22 protein-coding genes are annotated in these 24,966 nt (G+C 71.7%); 13 read left to right on the plus strand and 9 right to left on the minus strand.

Translation table 11 applies throughout. The annotated features are described in order from the left end of the window. Positions 1 to 129: 129 nt before the first annotated feature. The 4 genes from V6R91_RS29050 to V6R91_RS29065 form a co-directional block, all read right to left on the minus strand. The gene (locus tag V6R91_RS29050; protein ID WP_336398334.1) at positions 130 to 852 is read right to left on the minus strand and encodes an ABC transporter ATP-binding protein; all 723 of its coding nucleotides are present in this window, start codon (positions 850 to 852) and stop codon (positions 130 to 132) included. A gap of 68 nt (positions 853 to 920) precedes the next feature. Next, positions 921 to 1,868 carry an ABC transporter ATP-binding protein gene (locus V6R91_RS29055; RefSeq protein WP_336398335.1) on the minus strand — a complete coding sequence of 316 codons (948 nt, stop codon included), beginning with the start codon at positions 1,866 to 1,868 and terminating at the stop codon, positions 921 to 923. Between the two features lie 97 nt (positions 1,869 to 1,965). Further along, entirely contained in the window at positions 1,966 to 2,943 is a 978-nt protein-coding gene (locus V6R91_RS29060; RefSeq protein ID WP_336398167.1) for a branched-chain amino acid ABC transporter permease, read from the minus strand. Between the two features lie 10 nt (positions 2,944 to 2,953). After that, the gene (locus tag V6R91_RS29065; RefSeq protein WP_378884310.1) at positions 2,954 to 4,237 is read right to left on the minus strand and encodes an ABC transporter permease subunit; all 1,284 of its coding nucleotides are present in this window, start codon (positions 4,235 to 4,237) and stop codon (positions 2,954 to 2,956) included. Between the two features lie 378 nt (positions 4,238 to 4,615). On the opposite strand from V6R91_RS29065, the gene guaB reads away from it, so the two are divergent. From guaB to V6R91_RS29125, 12 genes are all read left to right on the plus strand, one after another. Further along, the gene (gene guaB / locus V6R91_RS29070) at positions 4,616 to 6,118 is read left to right on the plus strand and encodes an IMP dehydrogenase (protein ID WP_336398169.1); all 1,503 of its coding nucleotides are present in this window, start codon (positions 4,616 to 4,618) and stop codon (positions 6,116 to 6,118) included. A 52-nt stretch (positions 6,119 to 6,170) separates the two neighbouring features. Beyond that, positions 6,171 to 6,791: a TMEM175 family protein gene (locus tag V6R91_RS29075; protein WP_336398170.1), complete on the plus strand. Its 621-nt coding sequence runs from the start codon at positions 6,171 to 6,173 to the stop codon at positions 6,789 to 6,791. 379 nt (positions 6,792 to 7,170) lie between these two features. Next, complete coding sequence (locus V6R91_RS29080; RefSeq protein WP_336398171.1) at positions 7,171 to 7,455, plus strand: DUF2277 domain-containing protein; 285 nt, start codon at positions 7,171 to 7,173, stop codon at positions 7,453 to 7,455. A gap of 165 nt (positions 7,456 to 7,620) precedes the next feature. After that, a complete protein-coding gene (locus tag V6R91_RS29085) occupies positions 7,621 to 9,309 on the plus strand; it encodes an ABC-F family ATP-binding cassette domain-containing protein (RefSeq protein ID WP_336398172.1) in 1,689 nt (562 codons plus the stop codon). Between the two features lie 820 nt (positions 9,310 to 10,129). Beyond that, complete coding sequence (locus tag V6R91_RS29090; protein ID WP_336398336.1) at positions 10,130 to 11,248, plus strand: GuaB3 family IMP dehydrogenase-related protein; 1,119 nt, start codon at positions 10,130 to 10,132, stop codon at positions 11,246 to 11,248. 275 nt (positions 11,249 to 11,523) lie between these two features. Further along, positions 11,524 to 12,345, plus strand: a complete 822-nt coding sequence (locus V6R91_RS29095) for an SURF1 family protein (protein ID WP_336398337.1) — start codon at positions 11,524 to 11,526, stop codon at positions 12,343 to 12,345. Between the two features lie 9 nt (positions 12,346 to 12,354). After that, positions 12,355 to 12,876 carry a DUF3817 domain-containing protein gene (locus tag V6R91_RS29100; RefSeq protein WP_336398173.1) on the plus strand — a complete coding sequence of 174 codons (522 nt, stop codon included), beginning with the start codon at positions 12,355 to 12,357 and terminating at the stop codon, positions 12,874 to 12,876. After that, on the plus strand, positions 12,873 to 14,456 hold the full coding sequence (gene guaA, locus V6R91_RS29105) for a glutamine-hydrolyzing GMP synthase (RefSeq protein ID WP_336398174.1): 1,584 nt from the start codon (positions 12,873 to 12,875) through the stop codon (positions 14,454 to 14,456). Before V6R91_RS29100 ends, guaA begins: the two co-directional genes overlap by 4 nt. Positions 14,457 to 14,554: 98 nt before the next feature. Next, complete coding sequence (locus V6R91_RS29110; protein ID WP_336398175.1) at positions 14,555 to 15,949, plus strand: glycosyltransferase; 1,395 nt, start codon at positions 14,555 to 14,557, stop codon at positions 15,947 to 15,949. 146 nt (positions 15,950 to 16,095) lie between these two features. Then, positions 16,096 to 16,677, plus strand: coding sequence for a GNAT family N-acetyltransferase (locus tag V6R91_RS29115; protein ID WP_336398176.1), 582 nt, complete (start codon positions 16,096 to 16,098; stop codon positions 16,675 to 16,677). A gap of 218 nt (positions 16,678 to 16,895) precedes the next feature. Next, positions 16,896 to 17,525, plus strand: a complete 630-nt coding sequence (locus V6R91_RS29120) for a ClpP family protease (protein ID WP_336398177.1) — start codon at positions 16,896 to 16,898, stop codon at positions 17,523 to 17,525. Beyond that, positions 17,522 to 18,109 carry a ClpP family protease gene (locus V6R91_RS29125; RefSeq protein ID WP_336398178.1) on the plus strand — a complete coding sequence of 196 codons (588 nt, stop codon included), beginning with the start codon at positions 17,522 to 17,524 and terminating at the stop codon, positions 18,107 to 18,109. Before V6R91_RS29120 ends, V6R91_RS29125 begins: the two co-directional genes overlap by 4 nt. A gap of 22 nt (positions 18,110 to 18,131) precedes the next feature. Here V6R91_RS29125 and ligD read toward each other — a convergent pair whose 3' ends face one another. From ligD to V6R91_RS29145, 4 genes are all read right to left on the minus strand, one after another. Then, entirely contained in the window at positions 18,132 to 19,376 is a 1,245-nt protein-coding gene (gene ligD, locus V6R91_RS29130) for a non-homologous end-joining DNA ligase (protein ID WP_336398179.1), read from the minus strand. A gap of 73 nt (positions 19,377 to 19,449) precedes the next feature. Continuing rightward, positions 19,450 to 19,794, minus strand: a complete 345-nt coding sequence (locus V6R91_RS29135) for a helix-turn-helix domain-containing protein (protein ID WP_336398180.1) — start codon at positions 19,792 to 19,794, stop codon at positions 19,450 to 19,452. A 151-nt stretch (positions 19,795 to 19,945) separates the two neighbouring features. Continuing rightward, on the minus strand, positions 19,946 to 21,958 hold the full coding sequence (locus tag V6R91_RS29140) for an alpha/beta hydrolase (RefSeq protein WP_336398181.1): 2,013 nt from the start codon (positions 21,956 to 21,958) through the stop codon (positions 19,946 to 19,948). Between the two features lie 100 nt (positions 21,959 to 22,058). Next, positions 22,059 to 22,976: a Bax inhibitor-1/YccA family protein gene (locus V6R91_RS29145; protein WP_336398182.1), complete on the minus strand. Its 918-nt coding sequence runs from the start codon at positions 22,974 to 22,976 to the stop codon at positions 22,059 to 22,061. 166 nt (positions 22,977 to 23,142) lie between these two features. Here V6R91_RS29145 and V6R91_RS29150 point away from each other — a divergent pair, with 166 nt between their 5' ends. Further along, positions 23,143 to 24,153, plus strand: a complete 1,011-nt coding sequence (locus V6R91_RS29150) for a glycerophosphodiester phosphodiesterase family protein (RefSeq protein ID WP_336398183.1) — start codon at positions 23,143 to 23,145, stop codon at positions 24,151 to 24,153. 27 nt (positions 24,154 to 24,180) lie between these two features. Here V6R91_RS29150 and V6R91_RS29155 read toward each other — a convergent pair whose 3' ends face one another. Next, complete coding sequence (locus V6R91_RS29155; protein WP_336398184.1) at positions 24,181 to 24,957, minus strand: alpha/beta fold hydrolase; 777 nt, start codon at positions 24,955 to 24,957, stop codon at positions 24,181 to 24,183. Positions 24,958 to 24,966: the final 9 nt, after the last annotated feature.

A 24,966-nucleotide genomic window follows, 5' to 3' on the forward strand; every position in this document is an offset into this window, starting at 1 on the left:
GGGCCCCGGAGCGATCCGGGGCCCTCTGCCGTTGTCGCCCCAGTGGCCGGGATGCCGCGCGCACACGAAGAAGTGGAGCGGATGCCTCTATCCGAGGCATCCGCTCCGATTCTTGGTGCAGGCGCGGGGTCAGTGCCCCTCGGTGCCCAGCGTGCCGAGGTAGAGGCCGACGACCTTCGGGTCGTTCAGCAGCTCGCGGCCGGTGCCATGGTACGCGTCGCGGCCCTGGTCGAGGACGTAGCCGCGGTCGCAGATCTGCAGGCAGCGACGCGCGTTCTGCTCGACCATGATGGTCGTCACCCCCGCCTTGTTGATGTCGGAGACGCGGATGAACGCGTCGTCCTGGCGCACGGGCGACAGACCGGCCGAGGGCTCGTCCAGCAGCAGCACCGACGGGTCCATCATGAGCGCGCGCGACATCGCGACCATCTGCCGCTCACCGCCGGAGAGCGAGCCGGCCCGCTGCTTGAGGCGCTTGCCCAGCTCGGCGAAGATGCCGGTGACGAACTCCAGGCGCTCGGCGTACACCTTCGGGCGCTGGTACAGGCCCATCTGCAGGTTCTCCTCGATGCTGAGCGAGGGGAAGACGTTGTTGGTCTGCGGCACGAAGCCGACGCCGCGCTGCACGAGCTTGTCGGACTTCAGCCCGACCACGCTCTCGCCGTCGACGGTGATGTCTCCGTCGCGCACCTTCACCATGCCGAAGATGGCCTTCAGCAGCGTCGACTTGCCGGCGCCGTTCGGGCCGATGATGCCGATCAGCTCACCCTTGCGGGCGACCAGGTTGGCGCCGTTGATGATGTTGATGCCGGGCAGGTACCCGGCCGTGAGGTCCTTGACCTCCACCACGATGCGGTCGGTCTTGGCCGCCTCCGCGGTGGCGCCCGCGGCGGTCGGCGACCCTGCGCCCGTCGATGCGCTCACTTGGACTCCTCCTCGGCCTCGTGGATCGAGGCCTCCTCGGCCTCGCGGATCTCTTCGAGCAGCTGGACGGCGGAGGTGTCGAGCTCGCCGGCGACGCGGCCGGTGACCACGCCCAGATCGACGTCCTGGTGGCTGCCGAGGTACGCGTCGATCACCGCCTGGTCCTCCATCACCGTGTCGGGCGGTCCCTCGGCGACGACCTTGCCCTCGGCCATCACGACGACCCAGTCGGCGATGTGGCGCACCATGTGCATGTCGTGCTCGACGAAGAGCACCGTCATGCCGAGGTCCTTCAGGTCGAGGATGTGGTCGAGCAGCGACTCCGTCAGCGCGGGGTTCACGCCGGCCATCGGCTCGTCCAGCATCACCAGCGTCGGGTCGCTCATGAGAGCGCGCGCCATCTCGAGCAGCTTGCGCTGACCGCCGGAGAGCGACGCGGCGTAGTCGTCGGCCTTCGCGTCGAGCTTGAAGCGCGCCAGCAGCTCACGCGCCTTCTCTTCGATGCCGTCGTCCTGCTTGCGCCAGAGCGCCGGGACGATGCTGGCCCAGATGTTCTCTCCCTTCTGGGCCGTGGCGCCGAGCTTCATGTTCTCGAGCACGGTGAGCAGCGACAGCGATTTGGTCAGCTGGAACGTGCGCACCTGGCCCATGCGGGCCACCTTGAACGAGGGGATGCCGGCCAGCTGCTTGCCGTCGAACGACCATGCGCCCGAGTTCGGCTTGTCGAAGCCGCACAGCAGGTTGAACAGCGTCGTCTTGCCGGCGCCATTGGGGCCGATCAGCGCCGTGATGGCGTTGCGGGGGATCTCGAGGTGGTCGACGTCGACAGCGGTGAGGCCGCCGAACCGGCGCGTCACGCCGTCGACGATGAGGATCGGGTCGCTCTTGGCGACACCCGGGACGGGGTCGCCCTTGGCGAGACCGCCGGTCTTCGGGCGCCGGATGGAACCGGTCGCGGTGGGGACCGCGCCGGTGCCGGCCGGGGGGACCGGCGGGACGGCGCCCGGACCCTGCGGCGCCGGCTCGGGCGTGGTGGGCGGGTTACTTGACAAAGGTCAGCTCCCTCTTGTTTCCGAAGATGCCCTGCGGGCGGAAGATCACGATCAGCATCAGCGCGACACCCACGAGGATGAACCGCAGGATGCCGGCCTGGATCGGCGTCATCGGCAGGATGCCCTCGCTGGCCAGTGCCGGCAGGACGTTGTCGAGGAACGCCATGATGACCCAGAAGATGACCGAGCCGACCGCCGGGCCGAAGACCGTCGCCGCGCCGCCGAGGAGCAGGATCGTCCACAGGAAGAACGTCAGCGACGTCGTATAGGTGGCGGGGATCACGGCCGAGGGGAGTGCGAAGACCACACCGCCCAGCGCACCGAAGATGCCGCCGATGATGAGCGCCTGCATCTTGTAGGCGAAGACGTTCTTGCCGAGCGACCGCACCGCGTCCTCGTCCTCGCGGATGCCCTTCAGCACGCGCCCCCACGGGCTGCGCATGAGCGCCCACACCAGGTAGATCGCGATCGCGAGCAGGAGGGCGCCGAACACGCGCACCCACAGCTGGTCGGCCGTCCACGTCCACGGGCCGAAGCCGTAGGTGCCCTCGGGGAACGGGTTCGCGGCCCGGAAGCCGGCGTGGTACCCGCCCAGGCCGTCCGCCGAGTTCGTGTACTCGTCGAACACCGTGGTGGTGAACAGCAGACGCACGATCTCGGCGGCCGCGATCGTCACGATGGCCAGGTAGTCCGCGCGCAGTCGCAGCGTCGGGATACCGAGGATGAAGGCGAACACGACGGCGCCCAGCATCCCGATCAGGATTCCCACCCACCACGGCAGGCCGAAGCTCAGGATCGAGATCGCGTACGAGTACGCCCCGATCGCCATGAACCCCGCCATGCCGAAGTTGAGCAGGCCCGCGTAGCCGAAGTGGACGGCGAGGCCGGTGGCAGCCAGCGCGTACGCGATGGTCGTCGGCTGAAAGAACCAGCTCGCGGTGTTGTTGAAGATCTGTCCCCAATCCATCTCGCGGCCCCTAACCCACTCGTTCCTTGCGACCCAGGATTCCCTGTGGTCTGACCAGCAGCACGAGGATGAGCACGGCCAGCGCGCCCACGTACTTCAGGTCGGGAGGCAGCCACAGCGTGGAGATCTCCACGAGCAGACCCACGATGATCGAGCCGATCAGGGCGCCGAACGCCGTGCCGAGACCGCCGAGGGTGACCGCGGCGAAGATCAGCAGCAGGATCTGCACGCCCATGTCCCACCGGACGCCCGGGCGGAAGTAGGCCCACAGCACGCCGGCGAGGGCGGCCAGCGCCGCCGACATCATCCACACGATGCGGATGACCCCGTCGACGTCGATGCCGGAGGCCGCGGCGAGTCCGGGGTTGTCCGAGATGGCCCGCGTCGCCTTGCCGACGCGCGTGCGCACGAGCCAGAACGCGACGGCGACGATCACCACGATGCTGATGCCCATCGAGGCCATGTCGATCACCGAGAGCGAGACCGGGCCGATGATGCGGATCTTCGCCGCGCCGGCGCCCGGAAGCTGATAGCTCGTGCCGCCGATGAAGAACTGGAAGGTGTAGCGCAGCGCGAGCGACAGGCCGATGCTGACGATCATCAGCTGCACCAGGCCCAGGCCGCGCCGTCGCAGCGGGCGCCACAGTCCCGCGTCCAAGCCCCACCCGAAGGCCGCGCCGAACACGAGCACCAGCGGGATGACGATCCACATCGGCCACGTCAGGAACGTGCCGAAGACGAGCGCCACGATGGCACCGAAGGTGACCATCTCGGCGTGGGCGAAGTTCGTCAGGCCCGTCGTGCCGAAGATCAGCGAGACGCCGATCGATGCGAGCGCGAGGAGGAGGCCGAAGTTCAGGCCGTTGATCACGAGTGCGACGACCCGGTCGAACTGCGTCGCCACGACGCGCTCGCCCTCGCCGAGGAAGAGGTTGAGGATCTTGCTGTTGGTCAGGCCGAACGTCACCTCGAACGATCCGCTCGTGCCCTCGATGGGCTGCGTGCCTTCGGGCAGCTGCTCCGGGTCGACGATGACGCCCTCGGGGAGGGTGTCCTCCTCGATGGTGAGGACGTAGTCGTCCTTCTCGGGGACGTACAGGCGCCAGCGGCCCTCGGCGTTGGTGACGGTCTCGGCGTCGAAACCGCCCCCCTCGATGGACATCGTCACGCCCTCGACGGGCTCGCCCTCGAAGGTGACGACGCCGCCGAAGTAGTAGTCGGTCTGCTCCTGGTCGGCGCCCGGGGTGTCGGGGGCGTCCGCGTGCGCGCCGGTGGGGGTGGACAGGAAGACCATGCCCGCCGCCATCAGCAGTCCGAAGAGCAGAACGATCCAGCGGCGGCTGCTGATCGTGATCGCAGTCGAAGGACCCACAAAACCTCCAGTTCGGCACCACGCGGACACCGAAGCTCGGGTCGCATCGGCCGTGATGAACGACGCTACGACTGTAATGTGTCGGCGCTGTTTCGCCTACGGTCACCTGTGGATACGTGACCCGATCGGAATCGAGGCCCGCGGGACGCGCGTGCGCTCGCGCGTGCGGGGCGCGCGTGCCGTTCTCGCGGGGAATGAATCGGTCCCGCGGGACGCTTAGAATCGAGGGCGGAGCGTCACGAGCGCACCGGCCGTCGTCGTCCACACCCGAGAGAACGCGCCGAGCGCGCAGGAGACCCCATGGAGCACAACGACCCCTTCGGCTTCGTCGGACTGACCTACGACGATGTGCTGCTGCTGCCCGGCCACACCGACGTGATCCCGAGCGAGGCCGACACGTCGTCACGCGTGACGCGTCGCATCACGGTCGCGACGCCGCTGCTCTCGGCCGCGATGGACACGGTCACCGAGGCGCGTCTGGCCATCGCCATCGCCCGCGAGGGCGGGCTCGGCATCATCCACCGCAACCTCTCCATCGAGGAGCAGGCGTCGATGGTCGACCGCGTCAAGCGCAGCGAGTCGGGCATGATCACCGACCCGATCACGACGACGCCGGACGCGACGATCGAAGAGGTCAACACGCTGTGCGCGACCTACCGCATCTCGGGTCTCCCGGTGGTCGACGACGGCGGCCGCCTCGTCGGCATCGTCACCAACCGCGACATGCGGTTCGTGTCGGGCTTCGAGCGCCAGACCACCAAGGTGCGCGACGTCATGACGAGCGAGAACCTCGTCACCGGCCGCGTCGGCATCAGCGCCGGAGAGGTCATCGCCCTCTTCGCGCGGCACCGCGTCGAGAAGCTGCCGCTCATCGACGACGACGGCACGCTCGCGGGCCTCATCACCATCAAGGACTTCGACAAGAGCGAGAAGTACCCGCTCGCCACCAAGGACGAGCAGGGCCGCCTCCGGGTCGGCGCGGCGATCGGGTTCTTCGGCGACGCGTGGCAGCGCGCAGAGGCGCTGCGCGACGCGGGTGTGGACGTCATCGTGGTCGACACCGCGAACGGCCAGTCGGCCGGCGTCATCGACATGGTGCGCCGCCTGAAGGGCGACGAGTCGTTCGCCCACATCGACGTGATCGGCGGCAACGTCGCCACGCGCGAGGGCGCGCAGGCGCTCGTCGACGCCGGCGTGGACGCCGTCAAGGTCGGCGTGGGCCCGGGCTCCATCTGCACCACCCGCGTGGTCGCCGGCGTCGGCGTGCCCCAGGTGACCGCGATCTACGAGGCAGCCCTCGCCGCGCGCGAGGCGGGTGTCCCGGTCATCGCCGACGGCGGCCTGCAGTACTCCGGCGACATCGCCAAGGCGCTCGTCGCCGGTGCCGACACCGTCATGCTCGGCTCCCTCCTGGCCGGCACCGACGAGTCCCCGGGCGAGATCGTGTTCCAGGGCGGCAAGCAGTTCAAGCAGTACCGCGGCATGGGATCCCTCGGCGCCCTCCAGACGCGCGGCAAGAAGACGTCCTATTCGAAGGACCGCTACTTCCAGGCCGACGTCCCCAGCGACGACAAGCTGATCCCCGAGGGCATCGAGGGTCAGGTCGCGTACCGCGGCCCGGTCTCGGCGGTCGCCTACCAGCTGGTCGGCGGCCTGCGTCAGTCGATGTTCTACGTCGGCGCCCGCACCGTCGAGGAGCTCAAGGCCAAGGGGAAGTTCGTGCGCATCACGGCCGCGGGCCTCAAGGAGTCCCACCCCCACGACGTCCAGATCGTCGTGGAAGCGCCCAACTACAAGAGGTGACGCCTCTTCGAGGCATCCGTCCACCGGCCGCCGCAGTCGCTAGCCTGTCGGCATGATCAGACAGCGCGTGCACGCCGCCGCGACGCAGCGCACCACGCGGCTGGAGGCCTTCACCGACGGGGTGTTCGCGATCGCGGCCACGCTGCTCGTCCTCGACCTCACGCAGCACTCGCTCGGCGACGTCGGCTCCGACGCCGAGATGTGGGCGGCCGTCGGCGGCATGTGGGAGCTCTTCCTCAACTTCGCGCTGAGCTTCGTGCTGCTGTGCCTGATGTGGATGGTGCACGTGCAGCAGTTCGAGCACGTCGCGCGCGTGGACGCCACGATGGTGTGGCTCAACAACGCGCGGCTGCTGTTCATCGTGCTCGTGCCGTTCGCGACGAATCTGACGACCGAGTACTCCGAGTACCTCGCCGGCAGGCTCGCGATGCCGATCGCCTTCTTCCTCGCGATCCTCTTCAGCTGGCTGCAGTGGGGATGGGCGGTGCGGCGGCACGAGGTCATGCTCCCCGACATGTCGCACGACGAGGCGGTCGCGTGGGGCCGCGGCTCGCTGAGCGCGCTGCTCATCTCGGGCGCCGTCGTGGCGCTGGCGCCCTGGATCGGCTCGGCGGCGTTCCTGCTGTTCCTCGTCGACGGGCCGCTCACCCGCCTGTTGCGCGGCAAGGGTTGACCGAGCACGTCGGGTCGCGGCGGCATCCGTCGACTCTCTGTCGCCGGCCATCCGTCGAGATCGTGTGATCTCGTCGAGAACGCACGTTGTTGGCGCCCGCGACGTGTGATCTCGGCGAGATGGTGCGATCTCGGCGCCGTTTGATCGGGGGATGCCGCCCCTTGGTCGGCGTCCGGGGCGCGGCGTCCGTCGACATCTGGGATCTCGTCGCTAGCGCGTCGGGTCGCGGCATCCGTCGAGATCGTGTGATCTCGTCGAAAGCGCACGTTGTCGGCGCCCGCGACGTGTGATCTCGGCGAGATGGTGCGATCTCGGCGCCGTTTGATCGGGGGATGCCGCCCCTTGGCCGCCGTGCGGGGCGCGGCGTATCGTCGGGGGCATGTGCCGGAACATCCACACGCTCCACAACTTCGAGCCCGCGGCGAGCTCCGACGAGGTGCACGCGGCCGCGCTCCAGTACGTGCGCAAGATCGCGGGCACCACGAAGCCCTCGAAGGCGAACCAAGACGCGTTCGACCGCGCGGTGCACGACATCGCCCACGTGACCCAGCACCTCCTCGACGACCTCGTCGCCACCGCGCCGCCCAAGAACCGCGAGGTCGAAGCGGCCAAGGCCCGCGAGCGGGCGATCAAGTCCGGCCGCTACGCCGCACCCGCGGCGTGAGGCGGCCGTGGTGCTGAGGCGGCCGTGGCCGGCCGGGGTGTTGAGGCGGCCGGGGCCGGCCGGCGTGCTGAGACGGCCGGGGGCCTGAGCCGCACCGGAGTCCTGCGGTAGTCTGGTCGGCTCCCCACCGGAACGCCCGGTCCCGCGGAGCAGTGAAGGAACACCGTGGGGTACATCGACATCGCCGCCGTCTCGTATGCGCTGCCGGACGGCCGGCCGCTCCTCGACGAGGTCTCGTTCCGGGTCGGCGAGGGGTCGACGACCGCGCTCATCGGGCAGAACGGCGTGGGCAAGACCACGCTGCTGCGCATCATCCGCGGCGAGACCCCGGCGCTCTCGGGCGTCGTCTCGATCGACGGCGGGCTCGGCGTCATGGACCAGTTCGTCGGCCACGGCGAGCCGGGGCAGACGGTGCACGATCTGCTGATCGCGGTCGCCCCCGATCGGGTGCGCCGCGCCGCGCGCGAGCTCGAGGACGCCGAGGCGGCGATCATCGAGCAGGACGACCTCGACACGCAGATGCGGTACGCGGGCGCCATCGCCGACTACGCCGAGGCCGGCGGCTACGAGTACGAGACCGTCTGGGACACGTGCACGACGGCGGCCCTCGGCATCCCGTTCTCCCGAGCCCGGTTCCGCGAGCTGGCCACGCTCTCCGGCGGCGAGCAGAAGCGGCTCGCGCTGGAGGCGCTGCTGCGCGGGCCCGACCAGGTCCTGCTGCTGGACGAGCCCGACAACTACCTCGACGTCCCGGGCAAGCGGTGGCTCGAGGAGCGTCTGCGCGAGACCGCGAAGACGGTGCTGCTGGTGTCGCACGACCGGGAGCTGCTCGCGCGTGCCGCCGACCGGATCGTGACGCTCGAGGCGGGCGGCGCCGGGAGCACGGCGTGGGTGCACGGCGGCGGGTTCGGCACCTACCACCGTGCGCGGGAGGACCGGATGGCGCGCCTCGACGAGCTGCGGCGGCGCTGGGACGAGCAGCACGCGAAGCTGAAGGAGCTCGTCGCGACGCTCAAGGTCAAGGCCACCGCCAACGACAGCTTCACCTCCCGCTACCGTGCGGCCCAGACGCGGCTGCGAAAGTTCGAGGAGGCGGGGCCGCCGCAGGAGCGTCCGCGGCAGCAGGAGCTGGATGTCCGCCTGCGAGGGTCGCGCACCGGCCGTCGCGCGGTGGTGGCCGAGCAGCTCGAGCTCACCGGGCTCATGAAGCCGTTCGACCTCGAGGTGTGGTTCGGCGACCGCGTCGCGGTGCTCGGCTCGAACGGCTCGGGCAAGTCGCACTTCCTGCGGCTGCTCGCCCGCGGCGGCACCGACCCCGACGGCCGGCTCGGACACGTGACGACGACCGGCGCCGCGCTCGAGCGGGTCTCGCACACGGGGCGCGCGGTGCTCGGGGCGCGCGTCGTCCCGGGCTGGTTCGCGCAGACGCACAGTCATCCGGAGTTCGAAGGCCGCACGCTGCTGGACATCCTGCACCGCGGCGAGGACGCGCGGTCGGGGCTCCCGCGGGAGGCGGCATCCGGCGCGCTCGACCGCTACGGGCTCGTGGCGCAGGCCGAGCAGGCGTTCGGCAGCCTGTCGGGCGGGCAGCAGGCGCGCTTCCAGATCCTGCTGCTCGAGCTGTCCGGCGCGACGCTGCTGCTGCTGGACGAGCCGACCGACAACCTCGACCTCGTCTCGGCCGAGGCGCTGCAGGACGCCCTCGCCCGCTTCGAGGGGACCGTCCTCGCGGTGACGCACGACCGGTGGCTGGCGAAGTCGTTCGACCGCTTCCTGGTCTTCGGGGCGGACGGCCGGGTGTTCGAGTCCGGCGAGCCGGTGTGGGACGAGGCGCGCGTCGCGCGAGCGCGGTGACGGATGCCTCGGGTCGCGGCATCCGTCACCCGCCTCCGTCGTCGCCCCGACCTCACCTTCCCCGGGTTTGGGGCGCGTTCCGTCCGGTCGGGGCGCACCGCGTACGCCCCAGATGCGCGCGGCGCGCCCCAAACCCCGGGAATGGTTGCGAGAGCCCAGCGGGTCCCGACCGGGGCAAGGGGCTGGTGCACGGTCCTCTCGCCTGATTATCGGATCCGGAATTCGGACTTCCGGCCGGTTTCCGGATCCGAGGGGGCCGTGCGCTCCGGAAACGCTGCACAACTCCGGTTTCCGGATCCAGGCGCGGTGACGGATGCCTCGCCCCGCGGCATCCGTCATCCCGCATTGCATGGCGGCGGACCTGGCCGCCCTCCACTCGCTCGGTTCCCGGATCCGGAATCCGGACCTTCGGCCGTTTTCCGGATCGGACGCGGCCGTGCGCTCCGGAAACGGGGCACAACTCCGGTTTCCGGATCCGCGCGCGAGTGACGGATGCCTCGCCCCGCGGCATCCGTCATCCGCCCCAGTCCCGGCCCCGACCTCACCCCGCCGGGTTTGGGGCGCCTCACGCCCGTTCGGGGCGCACCGCGTACGCCCCGAACGCGCGCGGCGCGCCCCAAACCTGGGGTGAACGCGCGCGGCGCGCCCCAATCCTGGGGTGAACGCGCGCGGCGCGCCCCAAACCTGGGGTGAACGCGCGCGGCGAGCCCCAAACCCGAGGCGAACGCGCGCGGCGCGCCCCAAAACCCGGGAGGAAGACCTACCGCGACCGGGGGCTTCGGGCGGCGGGAAGCCCGCCCGGTAGGCTGGTCGGGTGAGCATGGACATGGAGCTCGGCCGGGCCAAGCGCGCACGCCGCGCCTACACGTTCGACGACATCGCGGTGGTGCCCTCGCGGCGCACCCGCAACCCCGAGGACGTCTCGACCGCGTGGACGATCGATGCCTTCAGCTTCGACATCCCGGTGCTGGGCGCCCCGATGGACTCGGTCGTGAGCCCGCGCACGGCCATCATGCTCGGCCAGCTCGGCGGCCTGGGCGTGCTCGACCTCGAGGGCCTGTGGACCCGCTACGACGACCCCGAGCCGCTGCTGGCCGAGATCGCCGGCCTCGAGAAGGCCGCCGCGACCCGCCGCATGCAGGAGCTGTACGCCGAGCCCATCAAGCCCGAGCTGGTGCGCGACCGGCTCGCCGAGATCCGCGCCGCGGGCGTCACCGTCGCCGGCGCGCTCACCCCCCAGCGCACCCAGGAGCTCTACGAGACCGTCGTCGCCGCCGGTGTCGACCTCTTCGTCATCCGCGGCACCACGGTGTCGGCCGAGCACGTCTCGTCGGTCGACCAGCCGCTCAACCTCAAGAAGTTCATCTACGACCTCGACGTCCCCGTCATCGTGGGCGGCGCGTCGACGTACACCGCGGCTCTGCACCTCATGCGCACCGGCGCGGCGGGCGTCCTCGTCGGCTTCGGCGGCGGCGCCGCGTCGACCACGCGCGTCACACTCGGGCTGCACGCCCCCATGGCCACGGCGGTCGCCGACGTCGCCGGGGCGCGGCGCGACTACCTCGACGAGTCGGGCGGGCGCTACGTGCACGTCATCGCCGACGGCGGCGTGGGCACGTCGGGCGACATCGTCAAGGCGATCGCGATGGGCGCCGACGCCGTCATGCTCGGGGTGGCGCTGGCGCGGGCGACGGATGCCCCGGGCCGGGGCTTCCACTGGGGCCCCGAGGCGCACCACGCCAAGCTGCCGCGCGGCCGCCGAGTGAAGGTGGACCAGGTCGCCTCGCTCGAGGAGATCCTCTACGGCCCGGCGCCCGTCGCCGACGGCACCGCGAACCTCATCGGGGCCCTCCGCAAGTCGATGGCCACCACCGGATACTCCGACCTCAAGGAGTTCCAGCGCGTCGAGGTGGTCGTCGCCCCGTACGCCGCGGGATGACGGATGCCATGACCGACCCTTCGACGGGCCCCGCGGCCGGCGGAGCCGGGGAGCCGGGTCGACCGGCTGCCGAGCGGCCGCAACCCGACGCCGAGCCCGCCGGACCAGTCGACCCCGCCGATCCCTCCGAGCCCGGAGGACCCGACGCCGACCCCGCGCACCCCGACCCCGCCGATCCCTCCGAGCCCGGAGGACCCGACGCCGACCCTGCACACCCCAACGCCGCCGCCCCCGCCGACCCCCCAGAGGCGTTCCCTCCGACGCTGCGGGAGGTCATGCTCCGACCGGCGTGGATCGGAATGCTGCTGCTGTGCCTGGTCGTGGCCGGCGTCTTCGCGTGGCTCGGGCAGTGGCAGCTGGGGCGTGCGATCGACACCGACCCGCTGCCGCCCGGCGTCACGGAGGACGTCCGCCCGCTCTCGGACGTCGCCCAGCCGGGGGAGTACCTCCCCGAGCCTCTCGTCGGGCAGCGCGTCGAGACCTCCGGCAGGCTCGTCCCCGGTGATTTCCTGATCGTCCAGTCACGCTTCAACGACGGCGTCGAGGGCTACTGGGTCACCGGTCAGCTGCGGCTGGACGAGACCGAGACGGAGGCGGGCGAGCCGACCTCCATCGCGGTGGCGCTCGGTTGGGCGGCGTCGGAGGACGACGCGCTCGCCGCCGTCGAAAGGCTGGACGACGAGGCATCCGCCCTCGGCTCCGTCGCCGTCACCGGACGCCTCATCTCGGACGAGGGCCCCGTGCCGCCGCCCGCCGGGGCTGACCCGCAGACGATGACGCGCATGTCGCCGGCGATGCTCCTCGGCCAGTGGAACGACGTCGAGGAGCTGTTCGTCTACCGGCCCTACCTGACCTCCGACGAGCCGTTCGGCGGACTCGAGGCGATCTCGTCGCCGGCGCCGGCCGAGACCTCGAGCGTCAACTGGCTCAACATCTTCTACGCGGTCGAGTGGGCCGTGTTCGCCGGCTTCGCGTTCTACCTCTGGTATCGCCTCGCCAAGGACGCGTGGGAGCGGGAGCTCGAGGACTTCGAGGACGACGACGAGGCGGATGCCACGGCCACAGGCCCCGACGGGCGCACGGAATCCCGCGGGTAGACTGGGGCCATGCCCCGCGCCCCGAAGCTCGCTTCCTTTCCGGCGATCCGCGGAGCCCTGAGGTTCTACCAGGTCTGCTCGGTCATCACGGGCACCATGCTGCTGCTGCTGGTCGCCGAGATGATCGCCAAGTACGCACTCGGCTACGAGCTGTTCCTCGGCGGATCGGGCGGCCTCCTGTGGTTCGCGCCGGTCGTCGAGACCGCTGCGGGTCTCGAGTCGACCGGCGACGGGTTCAACCTGTCGCTGGGCATCCTCGTCGCCCACGGCTGGTTCTACGTCGTCTACCTCATCTCGTGCTTCCGCGTGTGGAGCCTCATGCGCTGGAACCTGTGGCGCCTGGCGATGCTCGCCGCCGGCGGCATCGTGCCGCTGCTGTCGTTCTTCATGGAGGCCCGCGTCGGCCGTGACGTGAAGGCCTATCTCGCCGAGCGCGAGGCGGCGGAGCTGCACGCGGGCACCGAGCGCTCGACCGCCGCCGACTCACTTGCGACCCCCGCCCCCGCGATCCCCACGGAGAACCAGCGTTGACCGAACAGACCGAGACCTCCCAGCGTCCCGTCCTCGTCGTCGATTTCGGTGCGCAGTACGCGCAGCTGATCGCCCGCCGCGTGCGCGAGGCCGGCGTCTACAGCGAGATCGTGCCGCACACCGCGACCGCCCAGGACATCGCGGCGAAGAACCCGGTGGGCATCATCCTCTCGGGCGGACCGTCCTCGGTGTACGAGGAGGGGGCGCCGTCGCTGGACACCGGCGTGTTCGACCTCGGCGTGCCGACGCTGGGCATCTGCTACGGCTTCCAGGTCATGGCGCAGGCGCTCGGCGGCGAGGTCGCGCACACCGGCCTGCGCGAGTACGGGGCGACGGATGCCGCGGTCAGCGGTGACGGCGGCGTGCTGCTGGCCGGTCAGCCCACCGAGCAGAACGTGTGGATGAGCCACGGCGACCAGGTGTCGCGCGCGCCCGAGGGCTTCGACGTGCTCGCGTCGACGGATGCCACGCCCGTCGCCGCGTTCGGCAGCGACGAGCGCCGCTTCTACGGCGTGCAGTGGCATCCCGAGGTCAAGCACACCGACTACGGGCAGAACGTCATCGAGAACTTCCTGCACAAGGCGGCGGGGCTCCCGGCCGACTGGAACAGCGGCAACGTCATCGCCGAGCAGGTGGAGAAGATCCGGGCGCAGGTCGGCTCGGGGCGCGTGCTGTCGGCCCTGTCGGGCGGCGTCGACTCGGCCGTCTCGACGGCCCTCGTGCACGAGGCCGTCGGCGACCAGCTCGTCGCCGTGTTCGTCGACCACGGTCTCCTCCGCAAGGGCGAGCGCGAGCAGGTCGAGCAGGACTACGTCGCCTCCACAGGCGTGCGCCTGGTGACCGTCGACGCGCGCGAGCAGTTCCTGTCGGCGCTCGCCGGCGTCAGCGACCCGGAGCAGAAGCGCAAGATCATCGGCCGCGAGTTCATCCGCGCCTTCGAGAAGGTGCAGGCCGACCTCGTCGCCGAGGCCGCGGCCGAGGGCGAGCCCATCCGCTTCCTCGTGCAGGGCACGCTGTACCCCGACGTGGTCGAGTCTGGCGGCGGCACGGGCACCGCGAACATCAAGTCCCACCACAACGTCGGCGGCCTTCCCGAGGACCTGCAGTTCGAGCTCGTCGAGCCGCTGCGCACCCTCTTCAAGGACGAGGTGCGCGCGATCGGGCGCGAGCTCGGCCTCCCGGAGGCGATCGTCGCGCGACAGCCCTTTCCGGGCCCCGGCCTCGGCATCCGGATCGTGGGTGAGGTCACCGCTGACCGCCTCGAGATCCTGCGTGACGCCGACGCCATCGCCCGCGAGGAGCTGACCAGGGCGGCCCTGGACGGCGAGATCTGGCAGTGCCCGGTCGTGCTCCTGGCCGACGTCCGCTCGGTGGGCGTGCAGGGCGACGGCCGCACCTACGGCCACCCGATCGTGCTGCGCCCGGTGTCGTCCGAGGACGCGATGACCGCGGACTGGACGCGCCTGCCCTACGACGTGCTCTCCCGCATCTCCAACCGCATCACGAACGAGGTGCGCGAGGTCAACCGCGTCGTGCTCGACGTCACGTCGAAGCCGCCGGGGACCATCGAGTGGGAGTGACGTGAACGGATGCCTCGAACCTCGCCGATTCGGGGCATCCGCCGTCTCCGTCGCCTGATCGTGCCGTCGTCCCCGCCCCCGTGCGGGAGGATGGACGCGTGACTGCGGCCCCCGACGACGCCCTTCCCGACGCCGACTACGTGCTGCTCGGCAGCCGCGTCGCTCTCGGCCTGGACGGCGGCTTCGCCGTTGCGGTGCCGACCCGCCTGCGGCTGCTGGCATCCGCCGGCGCAGCCGACCCGCTGCTGCTGAGCGTCGACGGCGCGTCACCCGAGGTGCACGCCGCACAGCGGCAGGCGTTCGTCGACGCCGGCCTGCTCGAGCGCACCGCGTCGGCGCGGAATCTCTTCGACGAGATCGTGACCGACCCGTCGTGGCTCTTCGCGGCCGGGGAGCCGGCGACGGACACGGCGGATCCCGGCATCGAGTACCGGGTGGTGACGGATGCCTCGGGCCGGCCGGTCGTGTCGCTGCCGGTGCTTCACGACGATCCGACCTGGCATCTCTCGGATGCCGCGATCATCGTTCACGCCCCGGACGGCGACCGCGTCCTCCGCGGATTCCGAAGCCTGTACGCCGCATGGCTGACGGCCATCGCCGACGAGCGGCGGGCGGCGGCAGGCGATCCCGACCGGATGCTGGTCGTGATCCTCGAGTCGCGCCAGATCGGCGAGGCGATGGTCGAGTGGGACGATCCGCGCGTGCGGCTCGTGCACACCGTCCACAATTCGCACCTGCCGGCGCCGCACGACGATCCCGACGCCCCCGTGACCGGCATGTGGGAGCGGTGGCTCTCGACGGTCGACCGCTATGACGCCGTGCTGTTCCCCACGGCCGCGCAGCGCGACGAGATCGCCGCCCGGTTCGGCGACCCGGGCACCTTGAACGTCGTGCCGAACACGATCGAGCTCGGCGCGGAGCCTCCGGGCGCGGCATCCCGCGACCCGCTCCGGGTCGTGATGCTCAACCGGCTGGCACCGCAGAAGCGCGTCGACCTCGCGATCCGCGCCTGGGCGCGGGTGGCGGCGGAACTGCCCGACGCGCGCCTCGACATCTACGGCGAGGGCCCGCTGCGGGACGAGCTGCAGGAGCTGATCGAGGAGCTGGGGGTGGCGGCATCCGTCACCCTCCGCGGCTCGACGAGCGACCGGGACGCGATCTTCGACCGGTCGGCGCTGTTCGTCACGTCCACCGCGTTCGAGGGACAGGGTCTGTCGATCGCCGAGGCCCTCGCCCGCGGGCTTCCGGTGGTGTCGACCGACGTCCGGTACGGCCCCCGCGAAGCGGTCGGGGACGCGGGGGTGATGGTGCCGCCCGGCGACGTCGACGCGCTGGCGACCGCGATCGTCGAGCTGCTGCGAGACGACGCCCGGCGCGCCGAGCTGTCATCCCGGGCGCGCCGTGCGGCCGCTGCCTTCACGCCCGACGCCGTGCGTCCCGCCCTCGTCGCCGCCCTCCGCACCGCCGTCGAACGCCCCCCGCGCCGCCCCTGACCCGACGCTCCCGTCGCCCCTTTCCCCTGGTTCACTTGGGCTGTATGTACGCCGTTTCCGGTTTTCTCGTGCATACAGCGCAAGTGAGCCGGCTGAGCCGCGCTCCGACGCTCGGCGATGTCGGTGGGGGGCCGTACCGTCGGGCCATGGACGTGCGGGTGCTCCCGGCGACGGAGGCGGGATGGGATGCCGTCGACACCGTGATGCAGGCCGACGCCTCGTCGCGCAACTGCCTGTGCCAGTTCCACATCCTCGAGAATGCGGATGCGCGGCGAACCACCCGCGAATCCCGGCGAGACCTCCTGCGCGAGCAGGTGCGCAGTCTCGATCCGCCGCGTGGTCTCGTCGCCTTCGGCGCGGACGCGCCCGTCGGCTGGTGCGGCGTCGAGCCGCGCGTGCGGGTGCGGCACGTCCTGGCGAACCGACTCGTACGCGCTCACAGCCCGTACGCGGCGGACGACCCGGGTGTGTGGGCGATCTACTGCATCCTCGTGCCGCCCGCGCGACGCCGCGCGGGCGTCGGCGCGGCGCTCCTGACGGCGGCCCTGGACCACGCCCTCGAGCACGGAGCGACCGCTCTCGAGGCCTACCCCGTCGACACCTCGAGACGAGGCGGCGAGCTGCCCGCCGGGTTCTCCACCGGCACCGTCGCCATGTTCGACCGGCACGGCTTCGCAGCGGTCGCGGCGCTTCCCTCCGCGCGCACGCTGATGCATCGGCTCGCCTGAGCGGCGTCTTCGACAGCCCCGGCGCGACGCCTTCGCCGCCCTGACCCGTCGCCCGTCGCCCCTTCCCCTGGGTTCGCTTGTGCTGTATGTACGCCGTTCCCGGGTTTTCGCGTACATACAGCGCAAGTGAACGGGGTTGAGCGGGCGCTCCGCTGAGGGCAGAGCGGCCGGGAGCGGAAACGGATGCCGCGGCGTCCGGCGCGGCGCAGGCTGGGGGCATGGCAGACGAAGGCAGAATCCCCCGGTTCGGGGCCGAAGCGCGGCGCGAGCTGTTCCACCAGCGCGTGCTCGTGCTCGACGGCCCCCTCGACGACGACAACGGCACGCTGCTGGCGACGCAGCTCCTCGCGCTCGCGGCGGAGGACGAGGCATCCGACATCGCGCTGTGGATCCACTCGCCCGGCGGGTCGGTGCCCTCGATGCTCGCGATCCGCGACGTCATGAACCTCATCCCCAACGACGTCGCGACGCTCGCCCTCGGGCTGGCGTGCAGCGCCGGGCAGTTCCTGCTGTCGGCGGGCGCGAAGGGCAAGCGGCGCGCCCTGCCGCACGCGCGGATCCTCATGCACCAGGGCTCGGCGGGGATCGGGGGCTCGGCAGTGGAGGTCGAGGTGCAGGCCGACGACCTGCGCCACATGCGCGACACCGTGCTCGGCCTCATCGCACACGACACCGGCCAGAGCGTCGAGCGCATCTTCGACGACTCGCTGCACGACCGCTGGTACACCGCCGCCGAGGCGCAGGACTACGGGTTCATCGACGGCGTCGTCGCGGACTTCGCGCAGGTCGTCCCGCGCCGGCGGCGTCCGGCCGGGCTCGGCCTCGGCCCGGCGGAGGTGGCGGCATGAGCTCGTACGCGATCCCCAACGTCGTGGCGCAGCATCCGCGCGGCGATCGCATCATGGACGTCTACTCGCACCTGCTCGCGGAGCGCGTCGTCTACCTCGGCACCGGGATCGACGCCGGCGTCGCGAACGCGCTCATCGCGCAGCTGCTGCACCTCGACGCGGACTCCCCGGAGCGTGACATCCAGCTCTACATCAACTGCGAGGGCGGCGACCCGTCGGCGATGCTCGCGGTGTACGACACGATGCAGCACGTGCGGCCGGATGTCGCCACCACGGTCGTGGGGCAGGCGATCGGCGTAGGCGCGGTGATGCTGGCCGCGGGTGCGCCGGGCAAGCGCTCGGTGCTGCCCCACGCGCGCGTCGTGCTGCATCAGCCGGCCGGTCAGGGGAGGGGCGCGATCCCCGACCTCATCCTGCAGGCCGACGAGCTCGTGCGCGTGCGGGGCGAGGTCGAGCAGATCCTCGCGCGGCACACCGGGCAGGATGCCGCGAAGCTCCGAGCCGACACCGACCGCGACCGCGTCTTCACTGCGGCCGACGCCGTGGCCTACGGGCTCGCCGACCACGTGCTCGCGGAGCGGTGAGCCCGCCCGCCCGCCGGCACACTCACTCCTCGGTCGCGCCCGGCCAGACCTTGCCCTCCCAGGGGTCGTAGTCGGCGATGAGCTCCTCCTGCGGCGGGCGCTCGGACTCGGGCACGTGCTGCAGGTTCACCCGCACGCGGTACCAGAGCGAGCTCGACCCGCGCATCCCGTCGACCATCACGTCGGCGGGGTGCAGCTGGGCGGCGACCGACGGATGCCGCTTCGTCCACTCGTCGAGCGCGGCGGTGGCCTCGGGCTTCGTCTTGGTGCGGGCCACCTCGATGAGCGGCATCGTGGACTGCCGCCGGCCCGAGCCGTCGCCGCCGCGTGGCGGCTTCTCGGCGGGACCCAGCTCCTCGGCCAGGCGCAGCAGGCCGTCGAGGGTGCCGACGGCGTCGTCGATGCCGGCGTGCGGGTCGCCGAGGTCGGCGTAGCGCTGCGGCACGGTGAGCACCGTGAACTCCTCGGGGCGCCGCGCCCGCACCTCGTCCCAGTCGAGCGGGGTCGACACGCGCGCGTCGGGAAGCGGCCGGATGGAGTACGCGGATGCCACGGTGCGGTCCTTCGCGTTCTGGTTGAAGTCGACGAACACGCTCTCGCCGCGCTCCTCCTTCCACCAGCGGGCGGTCGCAAGGCCGGGTGCGCGGTCCTCGACCTCGCGCGCGAGCGTCTCGGCCGCCAGGCGCACCTGCTTGTAGTCCCAGTGGGGCGCGATGCGCACCAGGATGTGCAGGCCGCGCGACCCGCTCGTCTTCGGCCATCCCACCAGGCCCACGTCGTCGAGCACGTCGCGGGCGACGAAGGCCACGTCGACGATCTGCGACCAGTCGACGCCGGGCATCGGGTCGAGGTCGATGCGCAGCTCGTCGGGATGGTCGAGGTCCTCCGCGCGCACGGGGTGCGGGTTGAGGTCGAGGCACCCGAGGTTGACGACCCACGCCAGGCCCGCGGCATCCCGGATCACCGCCTCTTCGGCCGAGGTGCCCCGGGCGTACTGCAGCGTCGCGGTGTCGACGAAGTCGGGGTGGTTCTCGGGCACGCGCTTCTGGAAGAACGGCTCGGCGTCGATGCCCTTCGGGAAGCGCTTGAGCACCATGGGGCGTCCGCCCGCGCCGCGCAGGGCGCCCTCGGCCACCGCGAGGTAGTACCGCACCACGTCGAGCTTGGTGATGCCGGGATCCGGGAACACGATCTTGCCGGGGCTCGAGATGCGCACCTCGTGCCCGTCGATCTGGAGGAGCTCGGCTTCCGTCTTGGCAGGCGTCACCCGGCCCACGCTAGCGACGCCCCGCGACATCGGCCAGGGGTTGACGCCCCGCCCGGCCGGGGCGCCGGTCGGCTCAGGCGGCCAGCGAGTACGCGGCGCGGCATCCAGCCACCGCGCGCTCGGTCGCCCGCATCCGGAGGTCGTCGACGACGCCGGCGGTGAGCTCGATCAGCGTGACTTCGAGCGCTCCGGCGACGGCGGCGATCATCTCGCTCGAGGGCTCCTTGATGCCGCGCTCGATCTCGGACAGGTACTGCGGCGAGACGCCGGCGCGGTCGGCGGTGTCGGCGAGCCGTTCGCCGCGCTCGTGGCGGAGCCGGCGCAGGCGGTCGCCGAGGGCGTCTCGCCAGAGCGGCTCGGGGTCGCGCGGCGCGGTCCTCGAGGCGGGCGCGGTCGGCAGCGGGATGATCTCGGCCATGGCGTCACGATAAGACGCCGGCGGCGCAGGTCGCGAGCCGTTCCGCCCACAGCAGAACGTGCGCAGGATCGGATGCCTCGGCCGACACGCCGCCGCCCGGCCGCCACGGGCGGCGGGTCGGCCAGAACCTCCGATCCTGTGCGCGCGGTCGTCAGAAGACGACGAGCCCGCGCACCAGGACCCAGACGGCGAACACGACGAGGACGGCCGCGGCGATCCACAGCGCCACGACGTGGCCGATGGCGCCTTCGCGCGTGACGCCGGCCCGCACAAGGAGCACGCCGAGCATGACGGTGAACACCATGCCGACGAGCGGCAGCAGCACGATCGGCCAGGTGCCGGTGGGGAGCCCGAAGCCGAGGACGAGCGGCTCGGTGCGCAGCAGGATGAGCGCGAGGGCTCCCACGAACGCCAGATTCGCCCCGGCGGCGATCCCCGCCGTGAGCACGGCGCCGTCCGGTGCCTCGCCGTGGCGCCGCACGAGACGGTGGACGCCGTAGCCGAGCGCGTAGAGGAGGATCAGGCCGAGGCCGATCACCGTGACCCCCGCGATGCCGATCTGCCATGGGTTCGGGCTCCGGACGAGATCCGCGTCGAGCCGGTAGACCGCGGTGGTGGGACGGATGTCGGTGGCGGTGAGGAAGTCGATCGGGTCGGCGTCGCCGATGCACGACGTGTCGGGCTCGACCGACGGGTCGCGGAGGAACGCGGTGGCGACGGATGCCGCGCACGGCTCGTACCAGTTGCCCCACACCGCTCCGTGCCCCATGCCCGGGAACTCGTAGCGGTAGGCCGCCGTCAGACCCGCGGCGGCGGGTTCGCTCCACGCGCTCGGCGTCACCGGGTCGAACCGGCCGCTCGTGATGAGCGTGGGGATGGCGCTGGAGACCGGGTCGTTCTCGCTCGCGGGGAGCGCGGGCACGTTCCACACCGCGCAGTCCTCGCTGACCGGCGCGAAGCCCGCGTAGTGGGTGAGCAGCGGGTCGGCGGACGTCGTCTCCTCGATGAGCGCCGGGTCGTTGAACGGGACCTCCTCGGCGCACTCGATGGACAGGTTCAGCCCTTCACTGAGCGAATCCGCGTTGTCGATGGCACGCTGCGCGAGCGGAACGACGACGCCGTCATCGCCGCGGTCCAGGCGATCGATGACGAAGGGGAGCACCCGCACCGTCGCGGCGTCGTAGAAGGCGTCGAACAGGCCGCCCATGATGTCGTCGTCCGCGATCTCGAGCTGCAGCGTGCCGCCCGTCCCGGGGTCCCGCACCGCCGCGGTGATCGGTTCGCGGGCGGTGCGCTCGAGCACCCGCTCGAGGGAGCCCTCCAGGTCGGGGTACCGCTCGTGGCAGTCCGCGTCCGCGGCGCACGCCGCCAGCAGCCAGTCGATGGAGGCCCGCAGCGCTTGCGGGGTCAGCTCGAAGCGGTCGATGTTCGGGGGGTACACGCCGTCCAGCACGACCGCGCGCAGGCCGTCGGGCCGGTCGCGCATCACCGTCATCGCCAGTCGCGACCCGTACGAGACGCCGTACAGGTTCCACTGGTCGTAGCCGAGCGCGGCTCGCAGATCCGCGAGGTCGGCCACGCTCGCCGCGCTCGTGTAGGCGGCGAGATCCATGCCGTCGGCGACGAGGCGCTCGCGGCACTCCGAGAGGAGCGCGGCGCGCCGCTCGGCGAGCGCCGCTCCCGTGGGCAGCCGCCCGTCCTCGGCCAGGGCGCTCGTGTCGAGCTCCGGGCAGTCGAGCGTGGGTTCGGCATCGACGTCGCCGCGCTGCTCGACGATGATCACGTCGCGGTCGTCGGTGGCCCACTGCGCGTGGTCGAGGAAGTACCAGAGCGCCGACACGCTGCCGCCGCCGGGGCCCCCGGTCGTGGGGAAGATCAGCGGGTCGGCGGCCGGCGCGTCCGAGGTGCTCTTCACCCTGACCACCGGGAGCTGCAGCTCGCGCGCCGGGTCGCCGGCGCCGCCCCGGCCCTCCGGCACGGTCAGGATGCCGCACGTGACCCGGTGGGCGTGCTGCTCGGGGACGTCGACGGAGCACTCGGCCGGCGCGTACCCGAGCTCGGCCATGGCCGGCGTCGCGCCGAGCAACGGGGACGCCAGGCCGAGGAGGACCGCCCACAGGGCGATGACGCCTGCTCTCGTGCGAGCCCGCCTCGGTGCGGTCATGGCGCCACTATAGGCGACCCTCCTCGCTGCGGCGGGAGGCCGTCGCCGCAACGACGGGGGGCCGCCCCTTCCGGGACGGCCCTCCGTGATCAGCTGCGGGTCACTCGCTTCCGCGCAGGATGGCGAGGATGCGAAGGATCTCGACGTACAGCCAGACGACGGTCACCATGATGCCGAACGCGCCGAGCCAGGCGTACTGACGCGGGGCGCCGTTGCGCACGCCCTGCTGCACCTGGTCGAAGTCCAGCACCAGCGAGTACGCGGCCATGATGACCACGAGCACGCCGATGATGAGGCCGAGCGGGATGCCCATGAACTCCTGGCTCAGCAGGCCGAAGGCGCCGCCGGCGATCGGGACGTTGAAGAGCATGAGGCCGACGTTGATCAGCGAGAACACGAGGTAGCCGATCATCGCGATCATGAAGATCTTCGTCGCGCGCTTGGAGGCGCGGACCTTGCCGCTGGCGAAGAGCGCGAGCGTCACGCCCACGACCGACAGCGTGGCCAGCGTCGCCTGCACGACGATGCCGGGCCAGATGAACTCGAAGAACGCCGAGATGCCGCCGACGAACAGACCCTCGAACGCGGCGTACGCGATGATGAGGCCCGGCCGCACCTTCTTGCGCGAGCCGAAGATCACGACGAGCGACAGCACGAAGCCGCCGAGGGCGCCGAGCATCCAGGGGAGGATCGACGGGTTCGGGTTGGCGGGGGTGACGCCGGCCATGGTCCACACCCAGCCGACCGTGGCGGTGACCAGGAGGACGGCGAAGAGGCCGAGCGTCTTCCAGACGGTGTCCTCGATCGTCATGCGACCGGTCTCGACGGCACCGGCAGACGGGGCCGCGTACATGCCCTCGAGGTGCGCCTGGGCCGCGGCATCCGTTCCCGCATGCTGCGCCGTCGCGTACTGCGTGGGCCCGCCGAGGTTCGCCGCCTGCGGACCGCCGGGGTAGGTCTGAACGGCCTTCGGGTCCTGGAAGGCCGGGTTGTTGAACGCGGGGTTGTTGAGGGCCACTGCTCTCACACTCCAATGTCAAGGGAATCCCAGCACGATGCTGTTGATCCACACTATCCGACGGCCGCCCCGCCGGGCACGGACCCGCGCTGTGAGAGGGCTATGAACGGATGCCTCGACCGCCGGTCCCGGCGTCGGTCGAGGGCGCCGCGGCTAGGGTGGGACGGTGCCGCGCCGGACCCCGCTCGTCATCGGGCACCGCGGCGCGCCCGGCTACCGTCCTGAGCACTCCCGCTCGTCCTACGCGCTCGCCTTCGCCATGGGCGTCGATGCGGTGGAGCCCGACGTGGTCGTCTCGAGGGACGGTGTGCTGGTCGTCCGGCACGAGAACGAGATCTCGGGCACGACGGATGTCGCCGACCGCCCCGAGTTCGCCGGTCGCCGCACGACGAAGACCGTCGACGGCAGCTCGCTGACCGGCTGGTTCACCGAGGACTTCACCTGGGACGAGCTCTCGACACTGCGCTGCCGAGAGCGCATCCCCGACCTCCGGCCGGCCAGCGCCAGCTTCGACGGCGAGCAGCCGGTGCTGCGGCTGCGCGATGTGCTCGACGCGGCGCGGGAGGCGTCGCTCGAGCACGGCCGCGAGATCGGCGTCGTGCTCGAGATCAAGCACGCCACGTACTTCGCGTCGGTCGGCTGGGACATCGCCGCGCTGGTCGACGCAGAGCTCCGGGACGCGGGGTGGGCGACGGGGGTGCTGCCGCTCACGATCGAGGCGTTCGAGTCGAGCGTGCTGTTCGCGCTCCAGGCGCGCGGCATCCCGGCGACGTACGTGTATCTGCTGGAGGCCGCGGGACGCCCGTTCGACCTCTATGCCGCGCACGGCACGGCCGCCCTGACGTATGCCCAGACCGCGGCGCCCGCCGGGCTGGACACCCTCGCCGGCCGGGTCGACGGCATCAGCGTCGACAAGCGCATGATCCTGGCGCCCGACAAGCTGGGCCGCACCAGTGGCGCGTCCCGCGTGGTCGGCGACGCCCACGAGCGCGGCCTGCGCGTGTACACGTGGACCTGCCGGCCCGAGAACCGATTCCTCATCGGGCAGTTCCGCACGCGGGGCGGCCCGTCGTCGTTCGGGGACTGGGAGTCGGAATGGGGCGTCATCCGCGACGCGGGCGTCGACGGGGTGTTCGTCGATCACCCCGACCTCGGCGTGGGGTTCTTCCGGGCCTGACGGCGTCGTCGCCGGGGTCGCGGCCGATCAGGACATGCGCTCGCGCACGACGCGCGCGGTCGCCACGGGGTCGGGGCGATGCATGACGGACTCGGGCACGACGACCAGCTCGGCCCCGTCGACAGCCTCCGCAAGGCGGTCGGCCGCCGTCAGCAGGAGGGGGAACGTCTGCTCGCCGCGGAGCACCGTGACGGAGGCGCGGACCGACAGCATCGCATCGCTCGGCGTCGAGGCCTCGCGCACGAGGTTGGTGTCGTAGACCGTCGACTGCGCGAGGGGGAGGAGAGCGGCGAACTGGTCGCTCGCCCGGATGCTCTCGACCATGTCGCGGGGCAGGCCCACGCCTTCGAGCTGGAAGGTCACGACCGCCTCGTCGGGCCGGCCCTCGTCGACGAGTCGCTGCAGCCGCTCGGCGAGGGCGTCGTCGGGCTCGTCGACACCGAAGCGCAGCGGCGGCTCCGACAGGAACAGCGCCCGGACCGGCACGCCGCGCGCTGCCGCGAAGAGGGCCAGCACGGCGCCGGACGAATGCCCGAGCACGGCCGCGTGGCCGCCGACGGCGTCGATCACCGCCGCGAGATCCTCGGCCTCCCGCTCGGGCGTGGAGCCCGGTGCGTCGCCGCTCGAGCCTCGCGCGCGGCGGTCCCACGTGACGGCCAGGAATCCGGCATCCGCCAGCGCGCTCGCCAGCCCTGCGGCGTCGGCGGCGGTGGAGAACGCGCCGCCCACGATGACGACCACCGGGCCGGCGCCCGTCTGCTCGTACGCGATCGGGGTGCCGTCGGCGGAGGTCACGGTGTCCATGAGCTCAGC

This window comes from Microbacterium sp. CCNWLW41 (genome assembly GCF_037083505.1).

Excerpts from the sequence above, each read along its gene's own strand:
- V6R91_RS29135 (WP_336398180.1), bottom strand. The coding sequence starts at position 19,794 with ATGGCCGAGATCATCCCGCTGCCGACCGCGCCCGCCTCGAGGACCGCG.
- V6R91_RS29140 (WP_336398181.1), bottom strand. The coding sequence starts at position 21,958 with ATGACCGCACCGAGGCGGGCTCGCACGAGAGCAGGCGTCATCGCCCTG.
- V6R91_RS29155 (WP_336398184.1), bottom strand. The coding sequence starts at position 24,957 with ATGGACACCGTGACCTCCGCCGACGGCACCCCGATCGCGTACGAGCAG.
- V6R91_RS29065 (WP_378884310.1), bottom strand. The coding sequence starts at position 4,237 with ATGGTCTTCCTGTCCACCCCCACCGGCGCGCACGCGGACGCCCCCGAC.
- V6R91_RS29100 (WP_336398173.1), top strand. The coding sequence starts at position 12,355 with ATGCCCCGCGCCCCGAAGCTCGCTTCCTTTCCGGCGATCCGCGGAGCC.
- V6R91_RS29115 (WP_336398176.1), top strand. The coding sequence starts at position 16,096 with ATGGACGTGCGGGTGCTCCCGGCGACGGAGGCGGGATGGGATGCCGTC.
- V6R91_RS29095 (WP_336398337.1), top strand. The coding sequence starts at position 11,524 with ATGCTCCGACCGGCGTGGATCGGAATGCTGCTGCTGTGCCTGGTCGTG.
- V6R91_RS29125 (WP_336398178.1), top strand. The coding sequence starts at position 17,522 with ATGAGCTCGTACGCGATCCCCAACGTCGTGGCGCAGCATCCGCGCGGC.
- V6R91_RS29120 (WP_336398177.1), top strand. The coding sequence starts at position 16,896 with ATGGCAGACGAAGGCAGAATCCCCCGGTTCGGGGCCGAAGCGCGGCGC.
- guaB (WP_336398169.1), top strand. The coding sequence starts at position 4,616 with ATGGAGCACAACGACCCCTTCGGCTTCGTCGGACTGACCTACGACGAT.
- V6R91_RS29090 (WP_336398336.1), top strand. The coding sequence starts at position 10,130 with ATGGACATGGAGCTCGGCCGGGCCAAGCGCGCACGCCGCGCCTACACG.
- V6R91_RS29075 (WP_336398170.1), top strand. The coding sequence starts at position 6,171 with ATGATCAGACAGCGCGTGCACGCCGCCGCGACGCAGCGCACCACGCGG.
- V6R91_RS29060 (WP_336398167.1), bottom strand. The coding sequence starts at position 2,943 with ATGGATTGGGGACAGATCTTCAACAACACCGCGAGCTGGTTCTTTCAG.
- V6R91_RS29080 (WP_336398171.1), top strand. The coding sequence starts at position 7,171 with ATGTGCCGGAACATCCACACGCTCCACAACTTCGAGCCCGCGGCGAGC.